This window comes from Hymenobacter terricola (assembly GCF_017921975.2).
Classification (GTDB): domain Bacteria; phylum Bacteroidota; class Bacteroidia; order Cytophagales; family Hymenobacteraceae; genus Hymenobacter; species Hymenobacter terricola.
The window spans coordinates 1-24,935 of sequence record NZ_JAGEMO020000116.1 but is presented as its reverse complement, the minus strand read 5'-3'; the positions used below and the strand labels follow the sequence as shown (position 1 = coordinate 24,935).

The following is a 24,935-nucleotide window of genomic DNA, read 5'->3' as shown; positions in this document are numbered from 1 at the left end:
CGTCATGCCGAGCGCAGCCGAGGCATCTCGCGTGTGGCAGTAATCAAAATCGCTACAACGATTGAGTTAGCAATGCACGCGAAATGCCTCGACGGCGCTCGGCATGACGTTCCTCTTCATTCCTCAATCTCATGCCTTCCTATAAAATCAAGCACCTCACGCGCTACGCCTACGCGGCTCCGGTTATCGACTGCGCCAACCAGCTCATGATTTACCCGCTGGAAGACGACCGGCTGGAAGTCAAAAGCCAGGTCGTAAACATCTCGGCCAACCCCGAAATAGCGTTTTTCACCGATTATTTCGGCAATCAGGTGGGCGTGTTCACCGTCATCAAGCCGCACACCGAGCTGCTGATAGAGTCGAATGTGGAAGTGGTGACCACGCCCATCCTATTCCCGATGGACGAGGAAACCGCCGAGCAGCAGTGGCAGCATTTGGTCGATATCCGCTACGACGCGGCGTTCATGGACTTTCTGGACCCGCACACGTCGCCACTGCACGAGGAAATCCGGGCGGCTCTGACAGACGTGGTGAACGGCAACGACAAGCCACTGAAAAATGCCCTGGTCCTCTCCGAATACGTGAACGCCAACCTGGCCTACGAGCAGGGCGTGACCAGCGTGGAAACGCCCACCGAAGAAATCTGGCAGCTGAAAGCGGGCGTATGCCAGGATTTCGCGCATTTGCTGCTATTTATGCTGCGGCTCATCGGCATTCCGGCGCGCTACGTGAGCGGCTACGTGTGCCCCAAAGAAGAAGGCGTGCGCGGGGCCGGCGCCACCCACGCCTGGGTCGAAGCCTACATTCCTTTCTACGGCTGGCTGGGCCTCGACCCCACCAATAACACCATTGTGAACGACGGCCACGTCCGCATGGCCATCGGCCGGCAGTTTGCCGATTGCACCCCCATCAAAGGCACTTACAAAGGCACCGGCGCGCACACCCTCACCGTGACGGTGCACATCGAAAACGGCAAGCCCAAAAAGGCTGATTCGACCCCCGACGTACCGGTTTACGTGCGCGAAACGCAGCAGCCCGTCGCGCCCGTGAACTCCTACCGCAAGTACGTAACCTGGGCTCAGCAGCAACAGCAACAGCAGCAGTAAGGTCGCCCTCCGCGTGCACCTCACCCCCGGCCCCTCTCCCGCGGAGAGGGGAGCCTAACGATTGAATTAAAAGTGAAAAGCATAGGGTCGAAAATCATTTCTGATTCCTCCATTTTCACTTTTAAGTATTAACTCATATCTCTGCACCGCCGTGGCTCCCCTCTCCGCGGGAGAGGGGCCGGGGGTGAGGTTTTTCAGTACGCCGTAAGTTTGGGCCTTGCCGCGCCTTCGCCGGCCCTCACTTCCTCGCCATGACCTTCCCCTACAGCCAGCTTTTCACCTTCACCGAAAGCGTTTTCCGCAGCATCGGCTGTTCCGAAGAAGACGCTACGCTCGCCACCGAAACCCTGCTTTCAGCCGACCTGCGGGGCGTCGACTCCCACGGCGTGGCCCGCCTTGTGGGCTACGTGCGCCTCTGGGAGGCCGGCCGCATCAACGCCACGCCCCGCGTGGGCGTGACTTATGAAACGCCCAGCACCGCCGTGGTGGACGGCGACGGCGGCCTCGGCCTCGTAGTCGGCCCCAAAGCCATGCGCGTGGCCATCGAAAAGGCCAGGCAAGTAGGCACGGGCTGGGTTTCGGTGAAGAATTCCAACCACTTCGGCATAGCTGGCTACCACGCCATGCTGCCCCTGGCACACGACATGATTGGCATTGCCATGACCAATGCCTCGCCCCTCGTCGCGCCCACTTATTCGCTCGATAGATTACTCGGCACCAACCCCATTGCCGTGGCCGTGCCCGCCGGTGAACAACCCGATTTCGTGGCCGACATGGCCACCACCACCGCCGCCAACGGCAAGCTCGAAATCGCCCAACGCAAAGGCATCCCCCTGCCCGAAGGCTGGGCCCAAACCGCCGACGGCCAGCCCAGCACCGATGCCAACGCCGTGAAAAACGGTGGCGCGCTCCTGCCCCTGGGCGGCGCCACCGGCTCGCACAAAGGCTACGCGCTGGGCAGCATCGTGGACATCTTCTCCGCCGTGCTATCCGGAGCGAATTATGGGCCGTGGGTGCCGCCGTTCGTAGCTTTCCTCCAGCCCTCGGCCAATCCCGTGGGCCAGGGGCTGGGCCATTTTTTTGGCGCGATGCGCGTCGATGCGTTCCGGCCCGCCGATGAGTTCAAGGCCCACATGGACAACTGGATTACAACCTTCCGCAACGCGCACGCCGTGGCGGGCAAAAAGGTGTTAATTCCCGGCGACCCGGAACGTGAAATCGCCGCCCACCGGCTCATCGAAGGCATTCCGCTGCTCGATGCCGTGGTGAAGGATTTGGAAGGAGTAGGCGCGAAGTTTGGGGTAAAACTCTAAACCCAGATTCAAAGCACAGGGCACAAAAAAAGTCCTCCATGCAACATGGAGGACTTTTTTGTGTAATTAGCGATGGCTACGAAACGTGGTTGGCAGCCGTGGGCACCAGCGCCGCAATGGCCACTTGTTCATTCAAATACTGGGACGAATAGCCGGCATCCGACTTGTTCAGGAACAGGCAGGTACCACCGTTCACCGCGTCAATAATCTGTGCGTACTGGTCCATCGGCAGGGCGGGGCAGCCGAGGCTGCGCCCCAAACGGCCGTTTTGCTTGATGAAATCTTCGCTCACGTAATCAGCGCCGTGCATCACCACGGAGCGGGATGCAGCGTTGGTGTTGTAGCCTTCGTCCAGGCCTTGGAGGCGCAGGGAATGGCCATGCTTGCCCTCGTATTCGCTGCCCGTGGCGTAGAAGCCGAGGCTGCTCATATTGCTCTGGTCGGTGTTGGAGAAGTTGGTGGCTTCGTTCTCGCCAGAGTTGTGGCCGTGGGCCACGAGGGTGTGAAACAAGATTTCCTTGTTGGCCAAATCGAGCACCCACAGACGCTTTTCAGTAGAAGGCAGGTCGAAATCGATGACGGTCAACAGCTGCTTGTTCTCCGACAGCTTGCCGGCCTCGCGCAGGTTGAGGTAGCCGGTCATGGCCTTGGCAAAAGTTTCGAAGCGCAGCCCTTCCTGCTCGGCCCCGAGGGCGTTGTAAGTGGTGCGCAACTCCTGGTCGAACCGGGCCTGGGGCGAAAAATTAGCTTTGGGCATGCGCAGCTCGTTTTTCGAGCCGCCGGCCATTGATTTGGTGACGGGGCCGGCCATGGGTGTGGCTAAAAACAACGAAGCCAGGAAGGGCAAGGCCCGCCGCGCTATCCGCTGCATTCGCCGCTGCGACTTTCGTTTCCGCTGAACTACGCTGACGCTGGTCTGGTGCATGATTTCGAAGGATTAGCTGATGGCTAAAAAACCAGTTGCCGCGCAAGCAGCAGCTGGTTCAGAACCTTATACGAGAACTTTGCCTCAGGGGGCACATTATCAACGCCGGCCTGCGGCAAAAGATTCCAGAATCCTCGTTCTGACCGGTACTAACCCGCTACGCAATCAAGGCCTTACTGCCAGCCGCGCTTCAGGAAGCGCCGCCCGGCCGCCGGCCCATCCAGCCAGCGCGAGGCTAGGCCGGGGCCGCTCAGCAGCATCATGCTGCCCACCCGCATGGTGGCGATGATGTCCTTGAACTGCTCGGGTGGCAGGGCCGGACAGCCGCGGCTGTAGCCCAGGTGGCCGTATTTCTCAACGTATCTGGGGCTGGCGTAGTCGGCCGCGTGTAGCACCACGTAGCGGTCGAAAGCGTTGGCATTTTGGCCCTTGTCGAGGCCTTCGATGCGGCGCGAGTAGCCATGGATGCCGTCATACGTGCCGGCCGTGCGGTAGAAGCCCAGCGAAGTGCAGGCTGATTTTTCTTCGTTGGAAAACCGGGTGGCGCGCAGGTGGCCCGAGCCTTCGCCGTGGGCCACCAGGCTGCGGTGCAGCACCCGGGCATTCTTCAAATCAATTACCCAGAGGCGCTCGGTGGTGTTGGGCAGGTCCATATCGGCCACAGCCAGCAGGCCGGCGCGCTCGATGCGGCCGGTGGGGTGCAGCGTGAGGTAGCCCACGCAGGCCTGCTCCAGTACCTCGGGGCGCAGCGCGGCGGCGGCGGGGCCGAGGGCAGCGTGCAAGCTCCGGATGGCCTGGCGCAGGGTATCGGGCACGTTGGGCACGGTGGCGACCGGCGTGAGGCGCAATGAATCGGGGACGACGGCCGGAACCGTTGGGGCGCTGGCTAAGGCCTGAGAGTCGGCGGCCGGGGCAGGTGCCGCGGCCGGGCTCTGGCTGAGCGGCGGGCCGCTGGTCGGGGCCTGCGGCTCATTGGCCCGCAGCTGGCAGCCGGCTACCAGCAAAGCCGCCCCGGCCAGGCGCAGCGCCCGGCTCATTTTCATCGTCCCATTGGCTGCCGCCCACCGTTCTTTCAACCTAAACATGCCCTGAAAGTACGACGGCCAGCGAAATCCATCCCTGAAAACCGGGTGCGGTGCGGGCAAATTGTTGCCGCCGCGGTAGTGGCCCGGGCACCCCGCCGGATGGCCGCCCGGTGTGGATTAAGCACGGGCAAACAATAAATATCAGTTAAGGAAAATTTACTGAATAGTGCAATCGAATGCACGGATAAGATTATGGCGTGTTCTGGTAGTATGAAGGATTATATCTACCTTGAATGACCAAAAAGCCGCGTATTTCTTTGTCATCCCTACGCTGGTTCTTTGGCACACACTTCACTCTTTTCTCATATAACTTCATTCCCACACATGATGCACTTCTCTCCTCCTTTCCCATTCCGCAAACGATTCCGGTTTGCGCTGGCATTGGCCCTGGCCTTGCTGGGGGCCGGAACCCAATCGGCCCACGCCCAAAAAGTCGTCATGCAGGGCTTCTGGTGGGATTACTGGAATTCGAACTACCCCAACGGCTGGGCCAATTACCTCGCCGACCTGGCCCCGCGCCTCAAAGGCATGGGCGTGGACGCGGTCTGGATTCCGCCTACCATCAAAAACGGCAACCAGGGCGACGGCTACTCCCCTTTCGACAACTACGACCTCGGCGATAAGTGGCAAAAGGGCTTCCTGGCCACCCGCATGGGCACCAAGGACGAGCTGCTGCGCGCCGTGGCCGTGCTGCACGCCAACGGCATCGAAGTGGTGCAGGACATCGTGCTGAACCACAACGACGGCGCCGGCTCTTCTTCCGGGGCGGGCGGCCCTGACCCGGCGGCCTGGGAAGACTACACGACCAGCAAGTACAAGAACTTCCGCTACGTGAGCTACGCCAAGCCGGTGACCGACGAAAGCGCCGCCGACTACCTCTCGCGCAGCGGCCGCTTTGCCAAAAACTGGCAGAACTTCAACCCCAACCCCGGCAATAATTCGACTTCCGGCGACTGGAATGCGCCCTTCTTCGGGCCGGATATCAGCTACTACACCGGCTCTTACGGCCAAAGCTCCAACGCCACCTACAACCCCACCCAGGCCAGCGACTACATGCGCACCGGCAACCGCAACTGGCTGATTTGGTACAAGAAGCAAGTCGGTTTCGATGGCGTGCGGCTCGATGCGGTGAAGCATTTCCCGGACTTCGCGTCCGAGGATTTCCTCTATAACCTGCAAAGCAACGCCGGCTGGGCCAGCGGCGGGGCCACCATGTACGCCGTGGGCGAATGGGTGGGCAGCAGCAGCCAGATGGACGGCTGGGTGGCCAACGTGAACAACCGCTCGGGCACGTTCGACTTCTCGTTGCGCAACGGCCTCTACCAGGTGGTGAGCCAGGGCGGCAGCTTCGACATCGGCACGCTGCCGACGTACCAGCAGGGCACCCGCGTGGTGAACATCGGCGGGACGTATGTGCACCGCACGGTGCCTTTCGTGAACAACCACGACACGATGCGCCCCACCACCGACGCCAACGGCAACTACACCGGCTGGAACACCGGCTCGGAGCTGGCCCCGCACATCGACCCGTTCGACCCGCGCCTCTCGGCCGTGTACGCCGCCGCGCTGGCCATGGACGGCTCCCCGATGCTCTACTTTGAGGACGTGTTCAACGTGGGCAACACCAGCAAGCGTTTCAGCAACAGCCCCAAAAGCACCACCGACCTGCCCACCCGCGACGACCTCGTGAACCTGGTGTGGTGCCACCAGAACCTGCACTTCAAGGACGGCGCCTACAAAGTGCGCTGGCAATCGGCCGACCACCTCGTGATTGAGCGCAGCACGAAAGCCCTCATCGGCATCAACGACAACTTCACCACCTGGCAAAACAGCACGGTGAGCTGCGATTTTGCCCCTGGCACCGTGCTCAAGGACTATTCCGGGGCCAATGGCACCGCCACCGTGACCGTGAGCGGCTCGCAAACCGTGGCCATCAACACGCCGCCGTGCAACGGCACGGCCGCCGGGGGCCGCCGGGGCTACTCGGTGTGGGCCCCCACCAATGCCGTGACCGGCTACACCCGCCCGGCCCTGGCCACCACCCAGGAATGGGAATTGGCCGATGACCTTGGCGACTCCGACAGCCGCAGCCTGATGCAGGGCGGCGCGCTGCCGGCCGCCTCCACGGCCTACCGCACGGCCGGCCGCATCTACGGGGCCGCCAACAAGTCCGTCACCTACACCCTGTTTCCGGTGGATGCCACGCGCAGCCTCACGGTGGCCGTGCTCAACAGCGCCGGCACCGTGGTGAGCAGCCAGACCGGCACCGGCACCCTCACCGGCACCTACACGCCCACGGCCGAAGGCTGGTACACCCTCAAAGCCAAAAACGCCAGCGCCGCCAACCCCAGCCAGGGCGCTTTCGTGAAGGTGACCTACACCGCCCCCACCGTGGTAACCGGCGCCATGACCGGCCGCCGCGACGCCGCCGTGCTGGCCAATACCCAGGACGTGCCCACCGCCGAAGTCTCCATCTACCCCAACCCCACGGCCTCCGACCGCATCGACCTGACCATCCAGGCCAACCGCGAGCAGGCCGCCACCGTCCAGCTCCACGACCTCACCGGCCGCCTGGTGCACACCGAAACCGTGCGCCTCTACAACGGCGCCAACGAGCTGCGCCTCGGCGTGAAGCGGACGCTACCCGGCGGCCTCTACCAGCTCACGGTGCCCGAGTTCCACGTCAGCCAGAAGGTGGCGCTGTACTAATGCAGGCAGGGTGCGGGGCCGGCCCCGCACCCTGCACCACACGCTAGAGAAAGCCGCTCCGAGCATTCGGAGCGGCTTTTTTGGGTTCGGTGCCGAGGCCTTTATGCGGCGTGCTCAGCGCCCGTAGGCCCGGCCCCACCGCTGGTAGCCGCCACCCCAGGAGCCGTAGGGTCAGCCTCCGGGGCCGGAGCTTCCGCCACTGCGCTGGTAAGCCCGTCCTCCGCGCCAGTAAGCTCCTCCACCGCGCCAGTAAGCTCCTCCAAAGCATTTTTCAGGGCAACTGTAGCACTTTTCCAATTAAATAAACCCGAGACTGGTTATCGACGGGTAGCGGGCTTAGAAAAACACGCTGGCGTTCAGCTTCAGGTAGAACGGCGTGCCGGGCGTGAAGTGCAGCTCATCGACGCCGGCGGCGGGCTCGCCGGGCAGGCGGCTTTGGGTGGCGAACTGGGCCTGGTTCCAGGCCACGTTGAAGAGGTTTTCGGCGGTGGCGCCTACCTGGAAGCGGGCGCGGGTGCAGCTCACCACGGCATCGGCCAGGAAGTAGCCCCGGGCCCGGATGCTGCCGTCGTCGTTGGCCGGGCGCGAGTCGATGTGGCGGTAGCGGAGGCTGCCGCTCAGGCCCCTGGGCGCTTTGTAGGTGAGGCCGCCGATGGTGGTGAACGTGGGCGCAAGCGGAATGTAGCTGGCCTCGGCGGGCGCGTCGAGCTGGCGGCCGTGGTTGTAGTTGAGGTCGGTATCGAGGAAAAGCCGGCGGCTGAGCTGGTAGCGCAGGGCCACGTCCACGCCGTAGCGCTGGGTGGGGCCGGTGTTTTCCACGTTGCCATCATCGCCCACGTACACCAATTCATCCTGCAGGTGCAGGCTCCAGAGGGCGGCGTTCACCACCAGATGGGGCACGGGCTTGAAGGTGCTGCCCACCTCGTAGCCCAGGGCGCGGGGCAGCACGTTGTCGTTCGTTCCCCGAATCACGCCCCGCGCATCGTTGGAATGGAAGCCAAAACCGGAGCGGGCAAACAGCTGCACCGTGGGCGTGAGCTGGTAGTAGAGGTTGAGTTTGGGCGAGACGCGGGCGCGGGCCAGGCGGCCCCGCAGCGGCTCCAGCGCGCCGGCATCCTCATTGGCCAGCAGGCCCCGGAAATCGAAGGTGAAGACGTCCAGCCGCACGGCCGCGTTCACGGTGAGGCGGTCGGTGAGGGGCAGGGTTTCGTCGAGGTAGGCGTTGATGTTTTGCTCGAATAAGCGGCCCGTGGTGATGGTATCGGTGATTTGGCGGCGCACGGCGTGGCGCAGGGCCAGGCCCGCATCGTCGATGCGGGTGCCCACGCCCAGCGTGCTGTGCAGCGTGTGGGCCCCGAGCTGGTCGTCGCGGTCGTAGGTGCCGGTGTAGCCGTAGATGTTGCGGCCGGTTTCGGTCTGGTTGATTTCGTCGCCCACCAGCGGGTCGGGGTGGTTTAGAAAGAAGGTGAAGTCCGAAAACAGGTTGAAGTGGTAGTTGGAGTAGTAGGCCTGCTGGCGCAGCACGGCATCGTGCGGGAGGGCGGTGGTGAGGACAATGGAGGCATTGGTGCGGTCGGTGCGGCCGCCCTCGCTGGGGTCGATGCTGCCGAAACGGGAGATGGTGCCGTTTTCCACGCCGCGCTCGGGTATCTGGCCGCTGGCGTCCCAGTTCGAGTTGAAGTGCGAGCCCAGCAAGGTCAGCGAGGTCTTATCTGAGAGCTGGCCGGTGTACTTGGCCAGGCCGTTGAAGCGCTTGAAGTGCTGCTTGGCATCGAAGTAGGAATTGGTGAAGTAGTACTCGGCCGCCACGTAGGCGCTTTCCGGGCGCTTGCTCAGCAAGTGGTGGCCCGGGCCCAGCAAGTCCAGCATCACCAGGGCCCGGCGGGTATCAAACTGGCCCACTTCAAGCTTCACCTGGCTGTGTTCCAGCTGGGTTTTGGTGATGAATTCGCCCGCGCCGGCCGTAGCAAAATCCCCAAACCGGGCCGTGTAGGGCCCTTTGTACACCTTCAGCTGCTCCACCGTTTCGGGTATCACGAAGTGGAAATCGGCGTAGCCCTGGCCGTGGGCGTGGCTCACCATGTTCACCGGCAGCCCGTCGATGCTCACCGCGAAATCGGTGCCGTGGTCGCAGTCGAAGCCGCGCAGGAAAATCTGCTCGGCCTTGCCGCCGCCCGCGTGCTGGGCAATGAACAGGCCCGGCACCAGCCGCAGCAGGTCCTGCGCCGAGTTCAGGGGCCGCAGCACCTGGTCGATGTGCGAAATGGCGGCCAGGCTCTGGTTGGGGTCGCGGGGCTGGCTCACGGTCACCTCCGCGAGGCTGAGCGTCGTGGCGGCCACCACCACTGTCAGGCTGCGGCTTTCGCCGGCGCCCAGCGTCAGAGGCAGGGTTTGGGCCCGGTAGCCCAAAGCGCCCACCCGCACCTGATACGAGCCGGCCGCGATGCCGCCGAGCCGGAACTGGCCCAGGGCATCGGTGGCCGTGCCGCCGGACTGGCCTTGCAGGCCCACGCTCACGCCCGCTACCGGCTGGCCGGAAAGCGAATCAGCCACGGTGCCGCGCAAAGTAGCCGTGCCCTGCGCTGCGGCCAGCAGCGGCAGCAGCCCCAGCAGCGCGCTCAGCAGAACTAGCCTGCTCGTGAGCGCGGGATGGTTTATCAAAGTGAGAAATAGTCGTTTCATCAACGTATAAAATGCGGGACTCCAAGGAGGCCCCACCGATACCGGCGGGCCCTCCGAGAGGAGTTATCCGAGTTGAAAATGGGAGATTCCAGCCGGGGCAGACCTAAAAATTGGCCTTGCTCATGCAGGCGGCCCGGCACTGGGCGCGGTGCTGCGCCCGGTGCGTGGCGGCATCGGCGTAGGGCCGGCTGCGCGGGTCGGCAGCGGCGGGCCGGGGCCGGGCACCGCCCCGGAGAAACTCAGGAAACGACAGGCCCACGCGGCCGGCCACCGGCAGCTGCACGCGGGAAATGGCCACGCCCGCAGCGCCCGCCACGGGTTGGAAAGGATTTACCAGGAAATTCATAAAAGTCGGGGAAAGAGGACGCGGCCGGACTCAAAAGTCCCGCGGCAGCATCCGGGAAATGGATAAAACGATATGGCCGGGCGTCGTGCACCCGGTCCTCAGCGGCCCCGCAAGGCCGCTTCCACGCATTATCCCCGACGGGGTGGTAAATCAATCTGGCCCCGGTAGCCGGTGGGCACGGCGGCCGCCAAGGCCGCCCGGCGAACCTGCGGCCGCCGCACCACCGGCCGGACAAACGCCACCCGGCTTTCGGGCAGGCAGTGGCTGTCCAGGCCTTTGAATGAGGTGAGCAGCTGCTGCAAGGGCAGGCGCTCGCCGTTTTTCTTCACCGTGTACTGCACGCCGTTGCAATCATCGAAACAGGCCAGCCGCAGGGTGTGGCGCAGTTGGCAGTCCGGGCTGTGCACGTAGGCAAAGGGCCGGTCAATGGGCCGCGCCGGGCGCTCCACGAGGCCAGCGCCCACTACCAGCAGGTAGTTGGCAAGCAACAGCAGCACGAGCAGCGAGCGAAGCATAACGGTCCTCTTCTTATTCTAAAATCAAGCGAAAAACACCCGCTGCACCGTCCAGAACGCCGCCACGATGCCGATGACAACGGACACCGGAATCACCACCCGGGCCTTGTACCAACTCTTGTCGGCGGCCCAGCGGCCCACCAGCGCCCAGCACAGCAAAATCACCGTCACCTGGCCCAGCTCCACCCCCAGGTTGAAAGAAATAAGGGAGCCGAAATAGTCCTTCTGCGGCAGCCCCAGCCCAGTCAGTGCGGCAGCGAAGCCCATGCCATGCACCAGTCCGAAGCCGAACACAATGGCAATCCGCCAAGGGTTCAGCTTGTCGGTGATGATGTTTTCGATGGCCACAAACAGAATGGACAGCGCGATAATGGGCTCAATAATGGCCGATGGCGGCCGGATAAACCCGTACATCGCCAAACCCAGCGTGATGGAGTGCGCCACCGTGAAGGCCGTGGCCTGGGTGAGCACCGGCTTCAGGCGCGGCTCCAGAATGTAGAGGCTGATGATGAACAGGATGTGGTCGAACCCCAGCGGAATAATGTGCGTGAAGCCGAGTTTGAGGTAGGTCCCGAAAATCTCGGTGCGCGAAAGCTTGCTCAGGTCCGTGTTGAGGACGTGCGCGGCGGCCGGCAAAGCCAGCAGCACCAGCAACGGCAGCGCCACCACGGCGCGGCGCGGCAGGCTCATTCCCCGAAACGGTCCGGTGGTGGTCATGTTAGCGGGCGGCCAGCAGCTTCTTGCCTTCCATCTCCACATCAGTGTTGAGGTAAGGCGCGGTCTTGAGCGAATTCTCAATCAGGGCCTGGCCCTCGGCGGTTTTGCCCAGCTTGCTCAGGATGAGGCCGGCGCGGCACAGCAGCACCGGGTTCTTCGAGCCGGTGCGGCGGGCTACCTGCATGTATTTCTGGGCCTCAGCAAACTGGCCGCGCTTGTAGAGGACCCAGGCCATGGTTTCGTTCACGTCGATGTTGTCAGGGCGGCGGTCGTACTCAATTTTGGCGTGCTCCAGGGCCTTGTCCGGCTCGTTGGTTTTGAGGTAGGCGTAGGCCAGCTCGCGGTCGGCGTAGTGGCCCATCTGGTCGTTGTTATCGGCATCCTTGGCCGCGCTGGCCAGCATATCGATGGATTCCTCGGCCATCTTCTTCGACTCGTCGGGCTGGCCATTCAGGTGGTACAGGTCCGTCAGCTCATCCGTAAAGGCATAATCCTTCACCGTAATGCGCGCCTGCTGGTAGAGTTTGATGGCGGTGGCGTAGTCCTTGCGGGCGGCGGCCATGCGGCCCAGGCCGGCCAGCGCGTAGGCATAACCCGGGCGGGAAGCCAGCGACATCAGGTAGTAGGCGCGGGCGTGGGCCGTGTCGCCGCTCACCTCGTACAAATGGCCAAGGGCCACGCGGGTCCACTCGGTTTGCTCCAGGCCGGTGTAGCCGGCTTTGGTGGCCATGTCCATGGCCTGAATGGCACCGGGCACGTCGCCATAAATCTCGCGCAGGTAGCTCACGCGGGCATAGGCCGGCAGGTCGGGCCGAACCGAATTCATCTTGTCGGCCATCTTCACGGCCGTGTCGTAGTGGCCCATTTCAACGTTGGCATCGGTCAGCAGGCCGTACACGAAGCCGCTGCTGGGGTTTAGTTTCTGGGCCTGCTCAGCAATGCCGAGGCCCTGGGCGAAGTGGTGCTGCGTGAGGCACAGCGAAGCTTTGCAGCACAGGGCCTCAAAGTTTTCGGGCTCGGCTTGCAGCACTTGCTCCAGCAGCTCCATGGCGGCGCCGTCGTAGTAGGGGTGGTCGCCGGTCACGCGGGCTTCCTGCATGTAGGCCTGGGCCAGCAGGAGGCGGCTTTTTTCGTCGTTGGGATTGGCGCGCAGCTTGGACAGCAGGCCCTCAATGGCCGCTTTGGTATTGAGCCACTCGCCGCCGGCCGCCAGGTCGCCGTGGCGGTTTTTCAGTTCGGGAATTTTGTGGTCGGGCTTCTTGAAGAAGAAGATGGCGGCGACCAGCACGCCAAAAACAAGCAGTAAGCCGGGGTATAGGTACTTTTTCAAAACAGAAAGGAGTAAATGAACGGAGCCAAATGAACCAGGATATCGCAGCAAAAACAAGCGGGAGCTCACCGCCAAACAGCAGCCGGCCAGCGCGCCGGGCCAGTCTTTCCAGTGGTGCCGACGACCACCGAAAACAACTACGAAAAAGAGTCGCCATCGGACCTACTGCAGGCCTCAATGACGACTCTTTTTTCAGCAGTTATAGCCGCTTGGTTTGCTTATTATTTATTGGCGTTCGATGCGCACGGACTGCACCACGGTGCTGCCGTTGTAGAGCGTGGCAATGTACTGGCCGGGGGCCACATCGCGGCCCGGCTGCCACGTCAGCTCGTTAACACCGGCAGCAAAAGACTTGTCTTTGGCTACGGTGGCTACTTTGCGGCCGGTCACGTCGCTGATGATGATGCTCATCGTGCCTTTGGTGGGCAGCTCAAAGCGCAGCGTGGTACGGTCGAGGAAGGGGTTGGGGTAGGCCTGGGCCACGGTCAGGTTAGGCGAGAGGCCGAGGCTGGACGAGCGCTGGGCCAGGGCTATGCGCTGGGCAGTAGTGCCGCTCCAGGGCGTCTGCGAGTACGGGAAGGTTGCTTTGAACGTGGTGTCGTTGGCCGTCACACCGGCATTGAAGCCTACGACGCTCAGCAGATTGGGGGTAACCCCGCTGGCGGTGGTGGTGCTGTAGTCGTCGTAAAACAAGCCAACAGCGGCCAGGACGGCACCGCCCACAGCTTGCAGCTCGATGCGGGTTACGTCGTCTTCGAGGCGACGGCCGTTCGGGAAACCGTCCATGTTCGGGATGAGCTGCAACGCGGTACCGCTGGCGGTATAGCGCGCATCGGTCAGGCCCAGCACAGCGGCGTAGAGCAGGCCTTCTGAGCTGAAGTCGGCCGAGGTACGAGCCGTAGGAGGCACGGCCATGTTCAGGCGCAGCATGTCGCCGCCGGGGTTAGCAGCCGTGGCGTTGGCCAGCAGGAAGTTGTTGATGAACGGCTTGCCAGCCGTGAGGGGGTTGCGGGGCGTTTTGCCCGTAGCCAGCTGGTACGGAATCAGGTTAGGCACGCCGGTGTGGAAAATCGGCTTGATATCCACCGAGCGGGGCTTGCCGGCCACCAGCAGGTAGGGACCAAAAGCGCCGGGGGCCAGCGCCGTGCCGGTCAGAGCCGCGTTGCCAACCAGACCGCTCAGACCAGCCGCACCGTTGCGGAAGTCGAAGCCAGCGCCGAAAGTACCAGCCAGCGAAGCCGTCTGAATGCGCAGCGAGTTATACAAGCCTGGTACGGACGTGCCGTAGTAGGTCTGGCCATTGGCCGTTCCCGCCGCCATGTACAGGCCCAGTTCAGGGTTCGAGAGGTAGTCGTCCGTAACGGCGGCTTCAGCATACGGCGTGCCCGAGTTCCAGGCATCTTTAGCCCCAATGGGGTTGATAACCTCGTTCAGCAGCGGCATGCCAATACGCGACACCTGCACGTAGTTGCCGGTATAAGCAGGAGCCGCGCCCGTAGCCGACAGCGTCTTAATCTGCTGGCGGCTGGCCGAAGCCCACACCCCGATGATGTAGTTGGAGTCAAGAATGTTGGTGGTCGAAGAAAGTGCCGGAGCACTGGCTTTCTTCAGCACCGACACTGGAATTTGCAAAGCAATGGCGTGAGTGTTCTTGCGGGCCAAGCCATCGCGGGCGGCGCCGGGAGCCCGGATGCCACCCAGGTCAAAAATACCGCCCAGGTCCGCAAAGAACGGGTCATCGGTCGGGCCGCAGAAAATTTTGGTGCCGTCAGCCAACGTCTGAATGGCGTTGGTCATCAGCGTAGCGTATGGCGCGGCCTGGTTCAGGCCGGCGCCGCCGTTGATGGAGCGGGGGCCGATGTTGGGTGGGGGCACCACACCGCCGGTAACCACGCTGGTAAACGTACCACCCGCTACGCTTTTCTCGCAGGTGTAAGTCGTTTTCAGGTTTTGCATGCCCAGCCGGATGTTGAAGAACGTGGTCGGGTCCTGATTGGTGCGGCTGAACGTGAAGCGGTACGTGATGTCGTCGCCGGTTGTAGCCTGGTCATTTTTCACGTGAATTTCGTAGCGCACGTTTTCACCGAACGTATTGTAGTTCGGGCCGCCCTGGGGCAGTTCCAACGGGATGTAGTTGGCGATAATCGTAACGCTGGCGTTGCCGTCGTTGCCCGGCAATTCGGGGCTGCGGAAGGCGTACAGGTCGGTGTTGTCGGCCAGCGGGTCATCGGCGATGAGCGGGGCTTCGCGGTGGCTCGAAGCCTCCAAAGCATTGTGCTGGCCACTCCAGGCCAACATCCCTCCTACCGAAGTAGCGAGCAGAGCAACGTGGAAGAGTGGACGAGTAAGCAGGTTTTTCATACTACTGAAAAAGTTTGGTTGAAAAGTAAACACGTTTTAAAAAGTAAGCGGAGCAATAGCACGCATAACAGGTCGATTATTTTGCATCTCAATCGTTTGCAGGCCGCTCGTCTTAAGCCCTACGTCAGGAGCGAAGAATCCGGTTTTAATAGCACCAAGAATATCCTCAAAACATTTTGGCATATTCAATGGCTCTGCCTGCGCTACCGGCCCCGCTCCCGCACCGGGCGGGTTTAGCAGCTACTTTTGCACCTCGCTTTGCGGCATTATTTTATTACTTTTTCTGGCTGACCGTTTCGTTGGCCCTATTCATATATGGCTACAGTAGCTATCAACCTTGCCACCGGAACTTTCCAGCAGGAAGAAATAATCGTGGGCATCGACCTGGGCACCACCAATAGCCTCGTGGCCTACGTGCACCCCGACAGCCGCCAGCCCGTGGCCATCAACGACCAGGGCCGCGGCAGCATCGTGCCGTCCGTGGTGCACTTCCCGGCCGATGGGGCCGACCCCGTTGTCGGCACCGAAGCCCGCGAATTCCTGCTCACCGACCCGCAGCGCACCATTTACTCGGTGAAGCGCCTGCTGGGCAAGAGCTACCGCGACCTCGGCCCACACGCCACCCAACTCGGCTACAAGGTCATCGACGACAACTCGGAGGGCCTGGTCAAAATCCGGGTCGATGACCGGTTCTTCTCCCCCATCGAGCTGTCGGCCGACATCCTGAAGGAGCTGCGCGCCCGCGCCGAGCACGCCCTCAAAACGCCCGTGAACCGCGCCGTTATCACCGTGCCGGCCTATTTCAACGACTCGCAGCGCCAGGCCACCCGCGACGCCGGCCGCCTTGCCGGCCTCGAAGTGCTGCGCATCGTGAACGAGCCCACCGCCGCCGCGCTGGCCTACGGCATCGGCCTCGACCCCAACGAAGAGAAAACCGTGGCCGTGTACGACCTCGGCGGCGGCACCTTCGACATCAGCATCCTGCGCATTCAGCAGGGCATTTTTGAAGTGCTGAGCACCAACGGCGACACCTACCTCGGCGGCGACGACCTCGACCGCGTGGTGGCCGAGCATTGGGCCGCCGCGTTCCAGTTGCCCGCGTCGTTCCAGACCAACCCGCACCTGCAGCAGCAGCTGCGCCTGGCCGCCGAAATCGCCAAGAAATACCTCAGCCAGCACGACGACTTCACCACCCAGCTCACCGACGAAGCCGGCCGGAACACGACCGTCACGCTCACCCGTGCGCAGTTCAACGACCTTATTCGCCCGCTGGTGGAGCGCACCATCACCGCCTGCCGTCAGGCCGTAGACGATGCCAAACTGACAACCAAGCTCGACGCGGTGCTGCTGGTGGGCGGCTCCACCCGCGTGCCGCTCGTGTACGATGCCGTATCAGATTTTTTCGGCCAGCCGGCCAATAACTCGCTGAATCCCGACGAAGTGGTGGCCCTGGGCGCTGCCATTCAGGCCGATATCCTGGCCGGCAACCGCCGCGATGTGCTGCTGCTCGACGTGACGCCGCTCACGCTGGGCATTGAAACGCTGGGCGGCTTGCTGGACCCGATTATTCCCCGGAATTCCAAGATTCCGACCAAAGCCGGCCGCCAGTACACCACCAGCGTCGACGGCCAGGTGAACCTGAAAATTGCCGTCTACCAGGGCGAGCGCGACCTGGTGAGCCAGAACCGCAAGCTGGGCGAGTTCGTGCTGACGGGCCTGCCGGCCATGCCCGCCGGCCTGCCCAAAGTCGACGTTAACTTCCTGCTCAATGCCGATGGCATCCTGCGGGTGGAAGCCATTGAGTTGCGCTCCAATACGCGCCAGCAGGTCGAAATCAAGCCCCAATACGGCCTCACCGACGAGCAAGTGGAACAAATGCTGATGGACTCGCTGGTGAATGCCAAGGAAGACGTGGCCGCCCGCCTGCTCATCGAGGCCCGCACCGCCGCCGAGCAGCTGCTGTACCAGGTCAGCAACTTCACCCGCAAAAACCGTGAGCATCTCACCGAAGCAGAGCTGACCGCCACCGCCGCACAGGTTGAAAAGGTGCAGGCCGCCCTGGCCAGCACCGAGCGCGACCCCATTCTCAAAGCCATGGACGAGCTTGACGAGCTGACCCGCCCCTACGCCGAGCGGGTGATGAACATTTCCATCCAGCAGGCCATGGCCGGCAAGAAAATCGGCTAAGCGCAAGCGTATCGGCACAACCGGGCACAAACCGTTTTTTATACCCGCTCTAACGTTCTCAAAGGCCCAATAATGAACCCGCACCTCGTTCGCCTCTGCGCGATAGGCCAACAGCCGGCCCGGCGCATCATTGGGCTGATGTCGGGCACCTCGCTTGACGGGCTGGATGTGGCCTTGTGCCATTGCCAGGGCCACGGCGCTGAGCTGCGGGTAAAGCTGGAAAATTTCGCAACCATTCCCTATGACGCCGAGCTGCAACTGCGGCTCCGGGCCATTTCACAACCCAGCGTGGCCCTGCAGGACCTCACCGTGCTCAACGCCGAAATAGGCCGTCGGCACGCGGCCACGGTGCTGGCTTGCCTGGAGTCGTGGCACATTGCTCCGGCCGAAATTGACTTGGTGGCCAGCCACGGCCAAACCATCTGGCACGCGCCGGCCCACCAGCACCAACGGGCCGATTTCACTCACCACGCAACGCTGCAAATCGGCGACGGCGACCATTTGGCGGCCCTCACCGGCATCATCACCGTGGCCGATTTCCGGCAGAAACACATTGCCCACGGCCACGAAGGCGCTCCGCTGGCGGGCTACGCCGACAAGCTGCTGTTTGCCGTGCCCACCGAAAACCGCCTGCTGCTCAACCTCGGCGGCATCGGCAACTTCACCTATCTGCCGGCCGTGCCCGCTCCCGGCCTGCCCCTCACCACCGATACCGGCCCGGCCAATACCTTGCTGGATGCTGTGACGCGGCAGCATTTCCCCGGCCTGCTCTACGACGAAAATGGGGCCATCGCGGCCAGCGGCACGGTGCAGCAAGGGCTGCTGCACGAATTATTGGCGCACCCCTTTTTCGCCGCCGCGCTGCCCAAAACCACCGGCCCCGAGCTATTCGGAATGGAGTACCTGCAAGCGGCGCAAGCCCGCGCCCACGCTACCACCCTGCCGCCCGCCGATGTGCTGGCCACGCTGGTAGAGCTGAGCGCGGCGGGCGTGGCCCAAGCCGTTCGCCAGTGCCTGACCGAAGCAGAACTGGCCAATGTTGTGGTGTACGCCAGCGGGGGCGGCAGCTGCAATCCGGTGCTCTTGGCAGCCATTGAGCGCCGCTTGCCCGTTGCCCGTTTTGCTTTCATTGATGAACTCGGCATTCCGGCTGAGGCCAAGGAAGCGGTACTTTTCGCCGTCCTGGCCAACGAAACCGTGGCCGGCAATCCGGACCTCAGTCTAGGCAAAATATGCCTGCCCTAGTTGGCAAGGCACGTCTTATTGTGGGTGCGCGGTAAGCGTAAACTATTCTAGCGGTTATTGCTTCGGGCTTTTAGCCTTTGGCGAAACACCCTTCACCGGTACTCTGGTGGTGTGCAAGCCAAACCCCAACACCGCCCGCGAAGCAGTGTCCCGAAACGTTACTTCCAGCAATACCGGGGGCGGCTTCAGGCTTGAGTCGGCGGCAAAAGAGAAGGTGTAGAAAAGCCGCGACGCGCCGTTGTCGCCGAGCCGAAAACCCAGCTTGTACAGTTCGATTTCCTGACGGTGCCGCTGCCCGCTTTTCCACACTGGCCGGGCCGCCGCTTCAAAACGCCCAAAACTGAGGGCTTGCCGCAGCTCCGGGGCCAGCCGCCCGTAGGCCGTCAGGTAATCGGCGCGCAGCACCGCGCGCAAAAACTGTCCGGCCGCCTGCCCCTGGCTCAGCCGGAGCGGCGTTTGGCTGGGTTGCTGCGCCATCCCTGAACTGCCCGCCGCCAACATGACCGCTGCCATACTCATCAATTTCAGCCGCAGCGGCCGCTTCTTTCCGTGGCTGGGTCCTGCTTGCATGGCCAAAAATAAGCGGGGGCGGCTGGCCCGGCACAAAGCCCGGACCGCCGCCCCCGCACCACCCCGCAGGGGCTGGGCAATTCTGCTTAGCTACTCGATTACCACGCGGCGCGTCACGCTCAGGCCGGTGCCGGTGAGGCGCAACATGTAGACGCCGGTAGCCAGGCCCTGCGTTGGCATTTCCGCTTGGTTAGCCCGCCCGGCACCCAATTGCAGCGCTTGCGTGCGCACGCGCTGGCCCAGGGCATTATACAGGTCGACGGAAGCGGCGCAAGCAGCCCCCGCACCGCTGAGCTGCACCCGCAGCGGGCTGCCGTTGGCCACGGGGTTTGGGACTACAGCTACCGCGTAGCCGGCGGTTTGCTCACGGCTGGCCAGGGCCTGGGTCACCGTCACGGCCAGCGCCGCGAGGTTGTTGTTCTCATTGGTTTCCGTCACGGCGTTCAGCGGGTCGGCCACGAACAACACGTAGTAGGCGCCTGGCGTCACGTTGCCCGGCACGGCGGCCACGAGTTGCCGGGCGGCATCGAGGTTCACTCCCAACGCCGCACCGGCGCTGGTGCCCAGCAGGCGGTCGCTGGCATCAAGCAGCTGGTTGGTGGAGAGATAATAGCCCACCGCCGAGCTGGCGGCCGAGCCCGCGCCCTGGTTGGCCACCGTCGCACTCAGCGATAGGTTACCACCGGCAGGGACGGAAGAGGGCGACGCCCCAATCTGCGTCAGCAGCAGGTCGGAGAGCGGAGCGGTGGTGCAGCTCACCGTCGCCACAAAGCCCGTTGAGTTCGCATAGCCGTCGCTCGTCAACTCCACCGTGAGCACCCCGGCCGAATTGGTGGCCGTCACCGCCAGCGGTATCTGGTTGCCCGTGTAAGCACCCAGCAGCGGCGAGTTAATAGTCGGGCCGTCGTAGATGCGCACATAGTCGTAGCCTTGCTCCATCGAAAACGAAGTGAATACCAGCTGCACCAGCGAGCCAGCCGTGGCGGGCAGGATAGTGAGCGAGCCACTGGAGTAATCGGCGTAGTTGTTGAACCCACCGTTGTCGTAAATCGTGGCCGAGCAGCTGGTGAGGGTGGCTGTGCCGCTAAAGGGCACGACAGTACCCGTAAACGGCCCCAATATGGTCAGCGGCGCGTACACCACATTATTGAGCTCGTTGGTTTCAGTCACCGCATTCGAGGGGTCGGCCACGAACAGTACGTAGTAGTTACCGGCCGCCGTGCCCGTGGGCACCACCAGGCTGGAACCGCGGAACGAGTTCTGGCCCGATGGCAACGCAGCGCCCGTAACGGTAGCCAGCAACACGTCGCTGGCATCCAGCAGCAGGTTTGTTGATAAGTAGTAGCCCACCGTGCTGCTGCTGGCGCTGGCATTGCCGGTGTTTTGAATGTAGCAGCTGCCATTAATGGCAAAGCCAGGCGTTGCCGTAGCGGCCGACAGGAATGGCTGCTGAATCAGCAAGTCAATGCCCGGCGCCACCACTTGCAGCGGCACCGAGGCCACGTTGTTGAGCTCGTTGGTTTCGGCCACGGCGTTCAGTGGGTCGGCCACGAACAGCACGTAGTAAGCACCTGGCGTGGTGCCCACCGGCACCACAGGGTAGTCATACCGCGAGGAATACTGGCCCGCCGCCAGGGCGCCACCAGGGCTGGTGTACATGAGCACATCGCTGGCATCCAGCAATTGGTTCGTCGACAGATAATATCCCACCGTGCTGCTGGCAGCCGTCGAATTGCCCAGGTTCTGGATGTAGCTGCTCGCGTTCACTGCATTGCCGGGCGCCGTCGACGTAGGGTTCAGATAGACCTGGTACATGGTCAGGTCGATGCCGGGCGCCACCACTTGCAGCGGTGCGACGGCCAGGTTATTGTTCTCATTCGTTTCCACTACCTGGTTCAGGTAGTCGGCCACAAACAGAATGTAATAGCTGCCAACGGCCGTGCCCACCGGCACGGTAAGGTTGAGGTAGCGCGACGAATAGTTGGCTCCGTACACAGTGCCAGTGGTATTCCCAAGCAACACATCACTGGCATCCAGCACTTGGTTCGTCGACAAATAATACCCAATCGTGGCCGGATTTGCCAAAGCATTGCCTTGGTTGTAGAGATAGCACGAAGTAGCCGTGGCGCTGCCCGGCGCCACCGATGTGGGCGTGAGATAGGCGCTTTGCACCTGCAAGTCGACGGTCGCGGCCATTATCGTCAGGGGCAGGCTGCGCACGTTGTTGGTTTCGTTCACTTCGGCCACGGCATTTAGCGGGTCGGCCACAAATAGTACGTAGTAGTTGCCCGGTGCCGTGCCGGTCGGAATCACCGGGTTGGCGTACCGGCTGCTGCCCACGTTGGCCGTCAGCACCCCGCCCGTCACGGTGTTCAACAGCACGTCGGCGGCGTCCAGCGTCTGGTTGGTCGACAGGTAAAACCCGGCCGTGCTGCTATTTGCCTGAATATTGCCCTGGTTGAATACCGAACAGCTGAGCTGTACCGTATTGCCCGCCACCGTCGAGCTGGGGTAAAGCTGCTCCTGCTGAATAACCAAATCCACGCCGGGCGGCGACACGGTGATGCTCACCGACGCCACGTTGTTGGTTTCGTTGGTTTCGCCCACTTGGTTTTGGTAATCGGCCACAAACAGGATGTAGTAGGTGCCGGGCGTCACGCCGGCTGGTACCGCCGCCGTGCCGTAGCGCGACGAGGAATAGGGCGGCGCCAGCTGCGCCCCATACTGCGAGGTCAGCAATTGGTCAGCCGCGTCCAGGGTAGCATCCGTCGAGAAATAAAAGCCCACACTGCTGCTATTAGCCGTGGCATTGCCCTGGTTGAGGATGTAGCAGCTCATGTTGATGGGGTTGCCCGCCGCCGTGTTCAAAGGCGTCACCGAAGGCTGCAGAATGGTCAGGTCAATGCTGGGCGGCGTTACGGTAATGCTTACCGCCGAAACGTTGTTGCTCTCGTTGCTCTCGCTCACCTGGTTGAGGTAATCGGCCGCAAACAGCACGTAGTAAGTGCCCGGCGCGGTACCAGTAGGCACCGCAAGGTACCCATACCGGTACGACGACTGGCCCACCGACAGCGCAAAGCCCTGGGAATTGCCCAGCAGTTGGTCGGCCGCGTCCAGAACAGCATCCGTCGACAAGTAGTAGCCCACGTTGCTGCTGCTCGCCGTCACCCCCGACAGATTATAAATTGTGCAGTTCGCCGTCACGTTGCCGCCGGCTACCACGCTCAGCGGCGACAACGTGGCGCCTTGCACCGCCAGGTCGGCCTGATTTTGCGGCGGTACCGTGGTCACGCAACCAATGGTGGCCGCAAATCCGTTGAGCTGCACAACGCCGTCCGAAGTCAAGCGCACCGTCAGGGCTCCCGAGGCCGTGGTGCCGTACACCGTACCGGGCTGGTTATTCGAATCAAAAGCCCCAATCAGCGGCGAGCTCGCATTCGGACCGTCATAGATGTACAACACGTCATACCCTGCCTCTACGGCAAACGACGTAAACTGCAGCCGCACTTTGTTGCCGGCCGTAGCCGGCGTAATGGTAACAGAGCCGCTGGCGTAGGGTGAGTAGTTCCCGTTCAATCCGCCATCGTCGTACAATGTGCCCGAACAGGTGGTAATGCTAGTCGTGCCCGTAACGGGCAGCGAATACGTTTGGGCTCGCAGGGCCGCAGGCCTGGCCATTCCCAAAAATAAAAACAGGCTCAAAAGCCCGGTAAACAACCGCAACGCGGCAGCGTAGCTATGCTTCATATACGCAGGAAAAGAATGAGGAAAAGGTGAAGTTCTTGAATGGCCGGGACAGCAACAACCAAGCCACTGCTGAACAGTAGTTAGAATACATTCCCGGAGATTAGCTATTCAGCAGCAGCGGGCACCAGCACGAATACGTCCTCACCAGGGCGTTTCATCAGGTATTTTTCCCGCGCGAATTTTTCCAGCAGCGCCGGCGAGCTCATCAGTTCGGCTCGCTCCTTCTTCACCACCTCAATATTATCGAGGTAATACTGCTTCTCGTTGCGCAGTTCCTGCCACTTGCGATAGATGTCGAATTGTTTGCCCAAATCGTTGGCGTCAAACACCAGCATCCAGACTAAAAAGCCCGTACCCGTTAGGAAATAGAAGCTGCGCACTACCCGGAGTACCGGACTAATGAAGAAAGGTAGATTCATTGCAATAAAGGTAATACAAACGGCCAATTCTGCTTGCGCAGAATTGGCCGTTTGCAAAACTTAACTACATGATTCCTTACATTTTCTTGCCGGGGAAATAAGCTACCTCGCCCAGTTCCTCTTCAATGCGGAGCAATTGATTGTACTTGGCCATCCGGTCCGAGCGCGAAGCCGAGCCCGTCTTAATCTGGCCTGTATTCAGCGCCACGGCCAGGTCGGCAATCGTGCTGTCCTCCGTCTCACCCGAGCGGTGGCTCATGATGCTCTTGTAGCCATTGCGGCGGCCCAGGTTCACAGCAGCGATGGTTTCCGTCAGCGTACCAATCTGGTTCACCTTGATGAGGATGGCGTTGGCAATGCCTTCGTCGATACCGCGCTGCAACCGGTCCACGTTGGTCACGAACAAGTCGTCTCCCACCAGCTGCGTCTGCTTGCCCACCCGCTCCGTGAGGGATTTCCAGCCGCTCCAGTCGTCCTCGTCCATGCCATCTTCCAGGCTGATGATGGGGTATTTCTTCACCCAGTCAGCCCAGTAGTCCACCATTTGCGACGAAGTCAGCTTGTCGCCGGTGCTCTTCTTGAAATGGTACACGCCGTCCTCGTAGAACTCCGAAACGGCTGCGTCCATGGCAATGAACACGTCCTCGCCGGGGCGGTAGCCAGCCGTTTCAATGGCCTGCAACACAATTTGGATAGCCTCTTCGTTGGACTTAATGTTCGGTGCAAATCCGCCCTCATCACCCACATTGGTGCTGAAGCCCTTCTTTTTCAATACATCTTTCAGGTGGTGGAAAATCTCCGTGCCCCAACGCAAGGCTTCCGAAAAGGAAGGCGCACCCGTCGGCATAATCATGAATTCCTGGAAGTCAATCGAGTTGTCGGCGTGCGAACCACCGTTCAGGATGTTCATCATCGGCACCGGCAGCGTCGAAGCCCCTACCCCACCGATGTAGCGGTACAGCGGCATCCCGGCATCCTGCGCCGCGGCGCGGGCCGCCGCCAGGCTCACCCCCAAAATCGCATTGGCACCCAGATTGGCTTTGTTCGGCGTACCGTCCAGTTCAATCATAATCTTGTCGAGCAAAGCTTGCTCGTATACCGAAAAGCCTACCAGTTCCTCAGCAATGCGCGAATTGACATTCTCCACCGCCTTCAGCACACCCTTGCCCATATACATCGACTTATCGTCGTCGCGTAGTTCCACGGCCTCATGCTTGCCGGTACTGGCACCCGATGGAACGGCAGCACGGCCTATTACCCCCGAATCAAGGGTCACATCAACTTCTACCGTCGGGTTACCGCGGGAATCAAAAATCTGGCGCGCGTGAATCTGCGAAATGAAGCTCATAGCAAGTCGTTTTTTAAACAGTTAATTATGCTGCAAACGTACGGGAATCAGCCGGCATAAGCACGATTCCAACATGAAAAGAACATCACGCTGCATTTCCATCGTCCTGCCGTGCAGAGTGCTGCCAAGCATCTTATGCTATGTTTGCCTGTGCCCCGTAATGAGGGCTGCTGAGAAGGAAAAGGGTGGAGTAAGATTCGCATCTTATGGGGCGCTAGAGCTCGTTTTACATGACAATCCCCACTCTTTTCCAGGGCTACTTTGGACAGTTCCGTGAGGCCTCAGAGCCTGTATTAGGATAATAGAAGATTTCCTGGAAGTCCTTTTCAC

At 61.9% G+C, this 24,935-nt stretch carries 17 protein-coding genes and 1 pseudogene; 6 read left to right on the top strand and 12 right to left on the bottom strand.

All coding sequences use genetic code 11. The features are described 5' to 3' along the window. The first annotated feature begins 131 nt into the window (after positions 1-131). Both J4G38_RS26010 and J4G38_RS26005 read left to right on the top strand, forming a co-directional pair. On the top strand, positions 132-1,106 hold the full coding sequence (locus J4G38_RS26010; protein WP_210521771.1) for a transglutaminase family protein: 975 nt from the start codon (positions 132-134) through the stop codon (positions 1,104-1,106). Between the two features lie 251 nt (positions 1,107-1,357). Beyond that, positions 1,358-2,419, top strand: coding sequence for an Ldh family oxidoreductase (locus J4G38_RS26005; protein WP_210521770.1), 1,062 nt, complete (start codon positions 1,358-1,360; stop codon positions 2,417-2,419). Between the two features lie 76 nt (positions 2,420-2,495). On the opposite strand, the gene J4G38_RS26000 is transcribed toward J4G38_RS26005, so the two are convergent. Both J4G38_RS26000 and J4G38_RS25995 read right to left on the bottom strand, forming a co-directional pair. Next, positions 2,496-3,230 carry a murein L,D-transpeptidase catalytic domain family protein gene (locus J4G38_RS26000; RefSeq protein WP_226163884.1) on the bottom strand — a complete coding sequence of 245 codons (735 nt, stop codon included), beginning with the start codon at positions 3,228-3,230 and terminating at the stop codon, positions 2,496-2,498. Between the two features lie 287 nt (positions 3,231-3,517). After that, positions 3,518-4,429: a murein L,D-transpeptidase catalytic domain family protein gene (locus J4G38_RS25995; protein WP_210521768.1), complete on the bottom strand. Its 912-nt coding sequence runs from the start codon at positions 4,427-4,429 to the stop codon at positions 3,518-3,520. A gap of 324 nt (positions 4,430-4,753) precedes the next feature. Here J4G38_RS25995 and J4G38_RS29285 point away from each other — a divergent pair. Both J4G38_RS29285 and J4G38_RS29280 read left to right on the top strand, forming a co-directional pair. Further along, a pseudogene (locus J4G38_RS29285) lies at positions 4,754-6,013 on the top strand (alpha-amylase family glycosyl hydrolase); the annotation flags it as partial. Then, positions 6,002-7,138, top strand: a complete 1,137-nt coding sequence (locus tag J4G38_RS29280; RefSeq protein WP_449555734.1) for a T9SS type A sorting domain-containing protein — start codon at positions 6,002-6,004, stop codon at positions 7,136-7,138. The pseudogene J4G38_RS29285 and the gene J4G38_RS29280, both read left to right, overlap by 12 nt. Positions 7,139-7,474: 336 nt before the next feature. On the opposite strand, the gene J4G38_RS25985 is transcribed toward J4G38_RS29280, so the two are convergent. From J4G38_RS25985 to J4G38_RS25960, 6 genes are all read right to left on the bottom strand, one after another. Then, positions 7,475-9,820, bottom strand: a complete 2,346-nt coding sequence (locus J4G38_RS25985; protein WP_210521766.1) for a TonB-dependent receptor — start codon at positions 9,818-9,820, stop codon at positions 7,475-7,477. 103 nt (positions 9,821-9,923) lie between these two features. Beyond that, positions 9,924-10,166 (bottom strand): hypothetical protein, encoded by a 243-nt coding sequence (locus tag J4G38_RS25980; protein WP_210521765.1) that lies wholly within the window; start codon positions 10,164-10,166, stop codon positions 9,924-9,926. A 128-nt stretch (positions 10,167-10,294) separates the two neighbouring features. After that, the gene (locus J4G38_RS25975) at positions 10,295-10,681 is read right to left on the bottom strand and encodes a hypothetical protein (protein WP_210521764.1); all 387 of its coding nucleotides are present in this window, start codon (positions 10,679-10,681) and stop codon (positions 10,295-10,297) included. A gap of 24 nt (positions 10,682-10,705) precedes the next feature. Then, positions 10,706-11,398: a HupE/UreJ family protein gene (locus J4G38_RS25970; protein ID WP_226163882.1), complete on the bottom strand. Its 693-nt coding sequence runs from the start codon at positions 11,396-11,398 to the stop codon at positions 10,706-10,708. A gap of 1 nt (position 11,399) precedes the next feature. After that, positions 11,400-12,728 (bottom strand): tetratricopeptide repeat protein, encoded by a 1,329-nt coding sequence (locus tag J4G38_RS25965; RefSeq protein ID WP_210521763.1) that lies wholly within the window; start codon positions 12,726-12,728, stop codon positions 11,400-11,402. 225 nt (positions 12,729-12,953) lie between these two features. Then, complete coding sequence (locus J4G38_RS25960; protein ID WP_210521762.1) at positions 12,954-15,089, bottom strand: DUF4331 family protein; 2,136 nt, start codon at positions 15,087-15,089, stop codon at positions 12,954-12,956. Positions 15,090-15,404: 315 nt separating this feature from the next. On the opposite strand from J4G38_RS25960, the gene hscA reads away from it, so the two are divergent. Both hscA and J4G38_RS25950 read left to right on the top strand, forming a co-directional pair. Then, the gene (gene hscA, locus J4G38_RS25955) at positions 15,405-17,276 is read left to right on the top strand and encodes a Fe-S protein assembly chaperone HscA (protein ID WP_210521761.1); all 1,872 of its coding nucleotides are present in this window, start codon (positions 15,405-15,407) and stop codon (positions 17,274-17,276) included. Positions 17,277-17,348: 72 nt separating this feature from the next. Continuing rightward, complete coding sequence (locus J4G38_RS25950; RefSeq protein WP_210521760.1) at positions 17,349-18,521, top strand: anhydro-N-acetylmuramic acid kinase; 1,173 nt, start codon at positions 17,349-17,351, stop codon at positions 18,519-18,521. Positions 18,522-18,575: 54 nt separating this feature from the next. Here the strand turns inward: J4G38_RS25950 and J4G38_RS25945 are convergent, their stop codons facing one another. The 4 genes from J4G38_RS25945 to eno form a co-directional block, all read right to left on the bottom strand. Further along, positions 18,576-18,998 carry a hypothetical protein gene (locus J4G38_RS25945; protein ID WP_210521759.1) on the bottom strand — a complete coding sequence of 141 codons (423 nt, stop codon included), beginning with the start codon at positions 18,996-18,998 and terminating at the stop codon, positions 18,576-18,578. 183 nt (positions 18,999-19,181) lie between these two features. Continuing rightward, positions 19,182-22,769 (bottom strand): CARDB domain-containing protein, encoded by a 3,588-nt coding sequence (locus tag J4G38_RS25940; protein WP_210521758.1) that lies wholly within the window; start codon positions 22,767-22,769, stop codon positions 19,182-19,184. Between the two features lie 173 nt (positions 22,770-22,942). Continuing rightward, complete coding sequence (locus J4G38_RS25935) at positions 22,943-23,257, bottom strand: FtsB family cell division protein (protein ID WP_210521757.1); 315 nt, start codon at positions 23,255-23,257, stop codon at positions 22,943-22,945. Positions 23,258-23,333: 76 nt separating this feature from the next. Continuing rightward, on the bottom strand, positions 23,334-24,605 hold the full coding sequence (gene eno, locus J4G38_RS25930; protein WP_210521756.1) for a phosphopyruvate hydratase: 1,272 nt from the start codon (positions 24,603-24,605) through the stop codon (positions 23,334-23,336). Between the last annotated feature and the right edge of the window lie 330 nt (positions 24,606-24,935).

Excerpts from the sequence above, each read along its gene's own strand:
- J4G38_RS26010 (WP_210521771.1), top strand. The coding sequence starts at position 132 with ATGCCTTCCTATAAAATCAAGCACCTCACGCGCTACGCCTACGCGGCT.
- J4G38_RS25945 (WP_210521759.1), bottom strand. The coding sequence starts at position 18,998 with ATGGCGCAGCAACCCAGCCAAACGCCGCTCCGGCTGAGCCAGGGGCAG.
- J4G38_RS25975 (WP_210521764.1), bottom strand. The coding sequence starts at position 10,681 with ATGCTTCGCTCGCTGCTCGTGCTGCTGTTGCTTGCCAACTACCTGCTG.
- J4G38_RS25935 (WP_210521757.1), bottom strand. The coding sequence starts at position 23,257 with ATGAATCTACCTTTCTTCATTAGTCCGGTACTCCGGGTAGTGCGCAGC.
- J4G38_RS26000 (WP_226163884.1), bottom strand. The coding sequence starts at position 3,230 with ATGGCCGGCCCCGTCACCAAATCAATGGCCGGCGGCTCGAAAAACGAG.
- hscA (WP_210521761.1), top strand. The coding sequence starts at position 15,405 with ATGGCTACAGTAGCTATCAACCTTGCCACCGGAACTTTCCAGCAGGAA.
- J4G38_RS25980 (WP_210521765.1), bottom strand. The coding sequence starts at position 10,166 with ATGAATTTCCTGGTAAATCCTTTCCAACCCGTGGCGGGCGCTGCGGGC.
- J4G38_RS25995 (WP_210521768.1), bottom strand. The coding sequence starts at position 4,429 with ATGTTTAGGTTGAAAGAACGGTGGGCGGCAGCCAATGGGACGATGAAA.
- eno (WP_210521756.1), bottom strand. The coding sequence starts at position 24,605 with ATGAGCTTCATTTCGCAGATTCACGCGCGCCAGATTTTTGATTCCCGC.
- J4G38_RS25960 (WP_210521762.1), bottom strand. The coding sequence starts at position 15,089 with ATGAAAAACCTGCTTACTCGTCCACTCTTCCACGTTGCTCTGCTCGCT.
- J4G38_RS25940 (WP_210521758.1), bottom strand. The coding sequence starts at position 22,769 with ATGGCCAGGCCTGCGGCCCTGCGAGCCCAAACGTATTCGCTGCCCGTT.
- J4G38_RS25985 (WP_210521766.1), bottom strand. The coding sequence starts at position 9,820 with ATGAAACGACTATTTCTCACTTTGATAAACCATCCCGCGCTCACGAGC.
- J4G38_RS29280 (WP_449555734.1), top strand. The coding sequence starts at position 6,002 with ATGGACGGCTCCCCGATGCTCTACTTTGAGGACGTGTTCAACGTGGGC.
- J4G38_RS26005 (WP_210521770.1), top strand. The coding sequence starts at position 1,358 with ATGACCTTCCCCTACAGCCAGCTTTTCACCTTCACCGAAAGCGTTTTC.
- J4G38_RS25950 (WP_210521760.1), top strand. The coding sequence starts at position 17,349 with ATGAACCCGCACCTCGTTCGCCTCTGCGCGATAGGCCAACAGCCGGCC.
- J4G38_RS25970 (WP_226163882.1), bottom strand. The coding sequence starts at position 11,398 with ATGACCACCACCGGACCGTTTCGGGGAATGAGCCTGCCGCGCCGCGCC.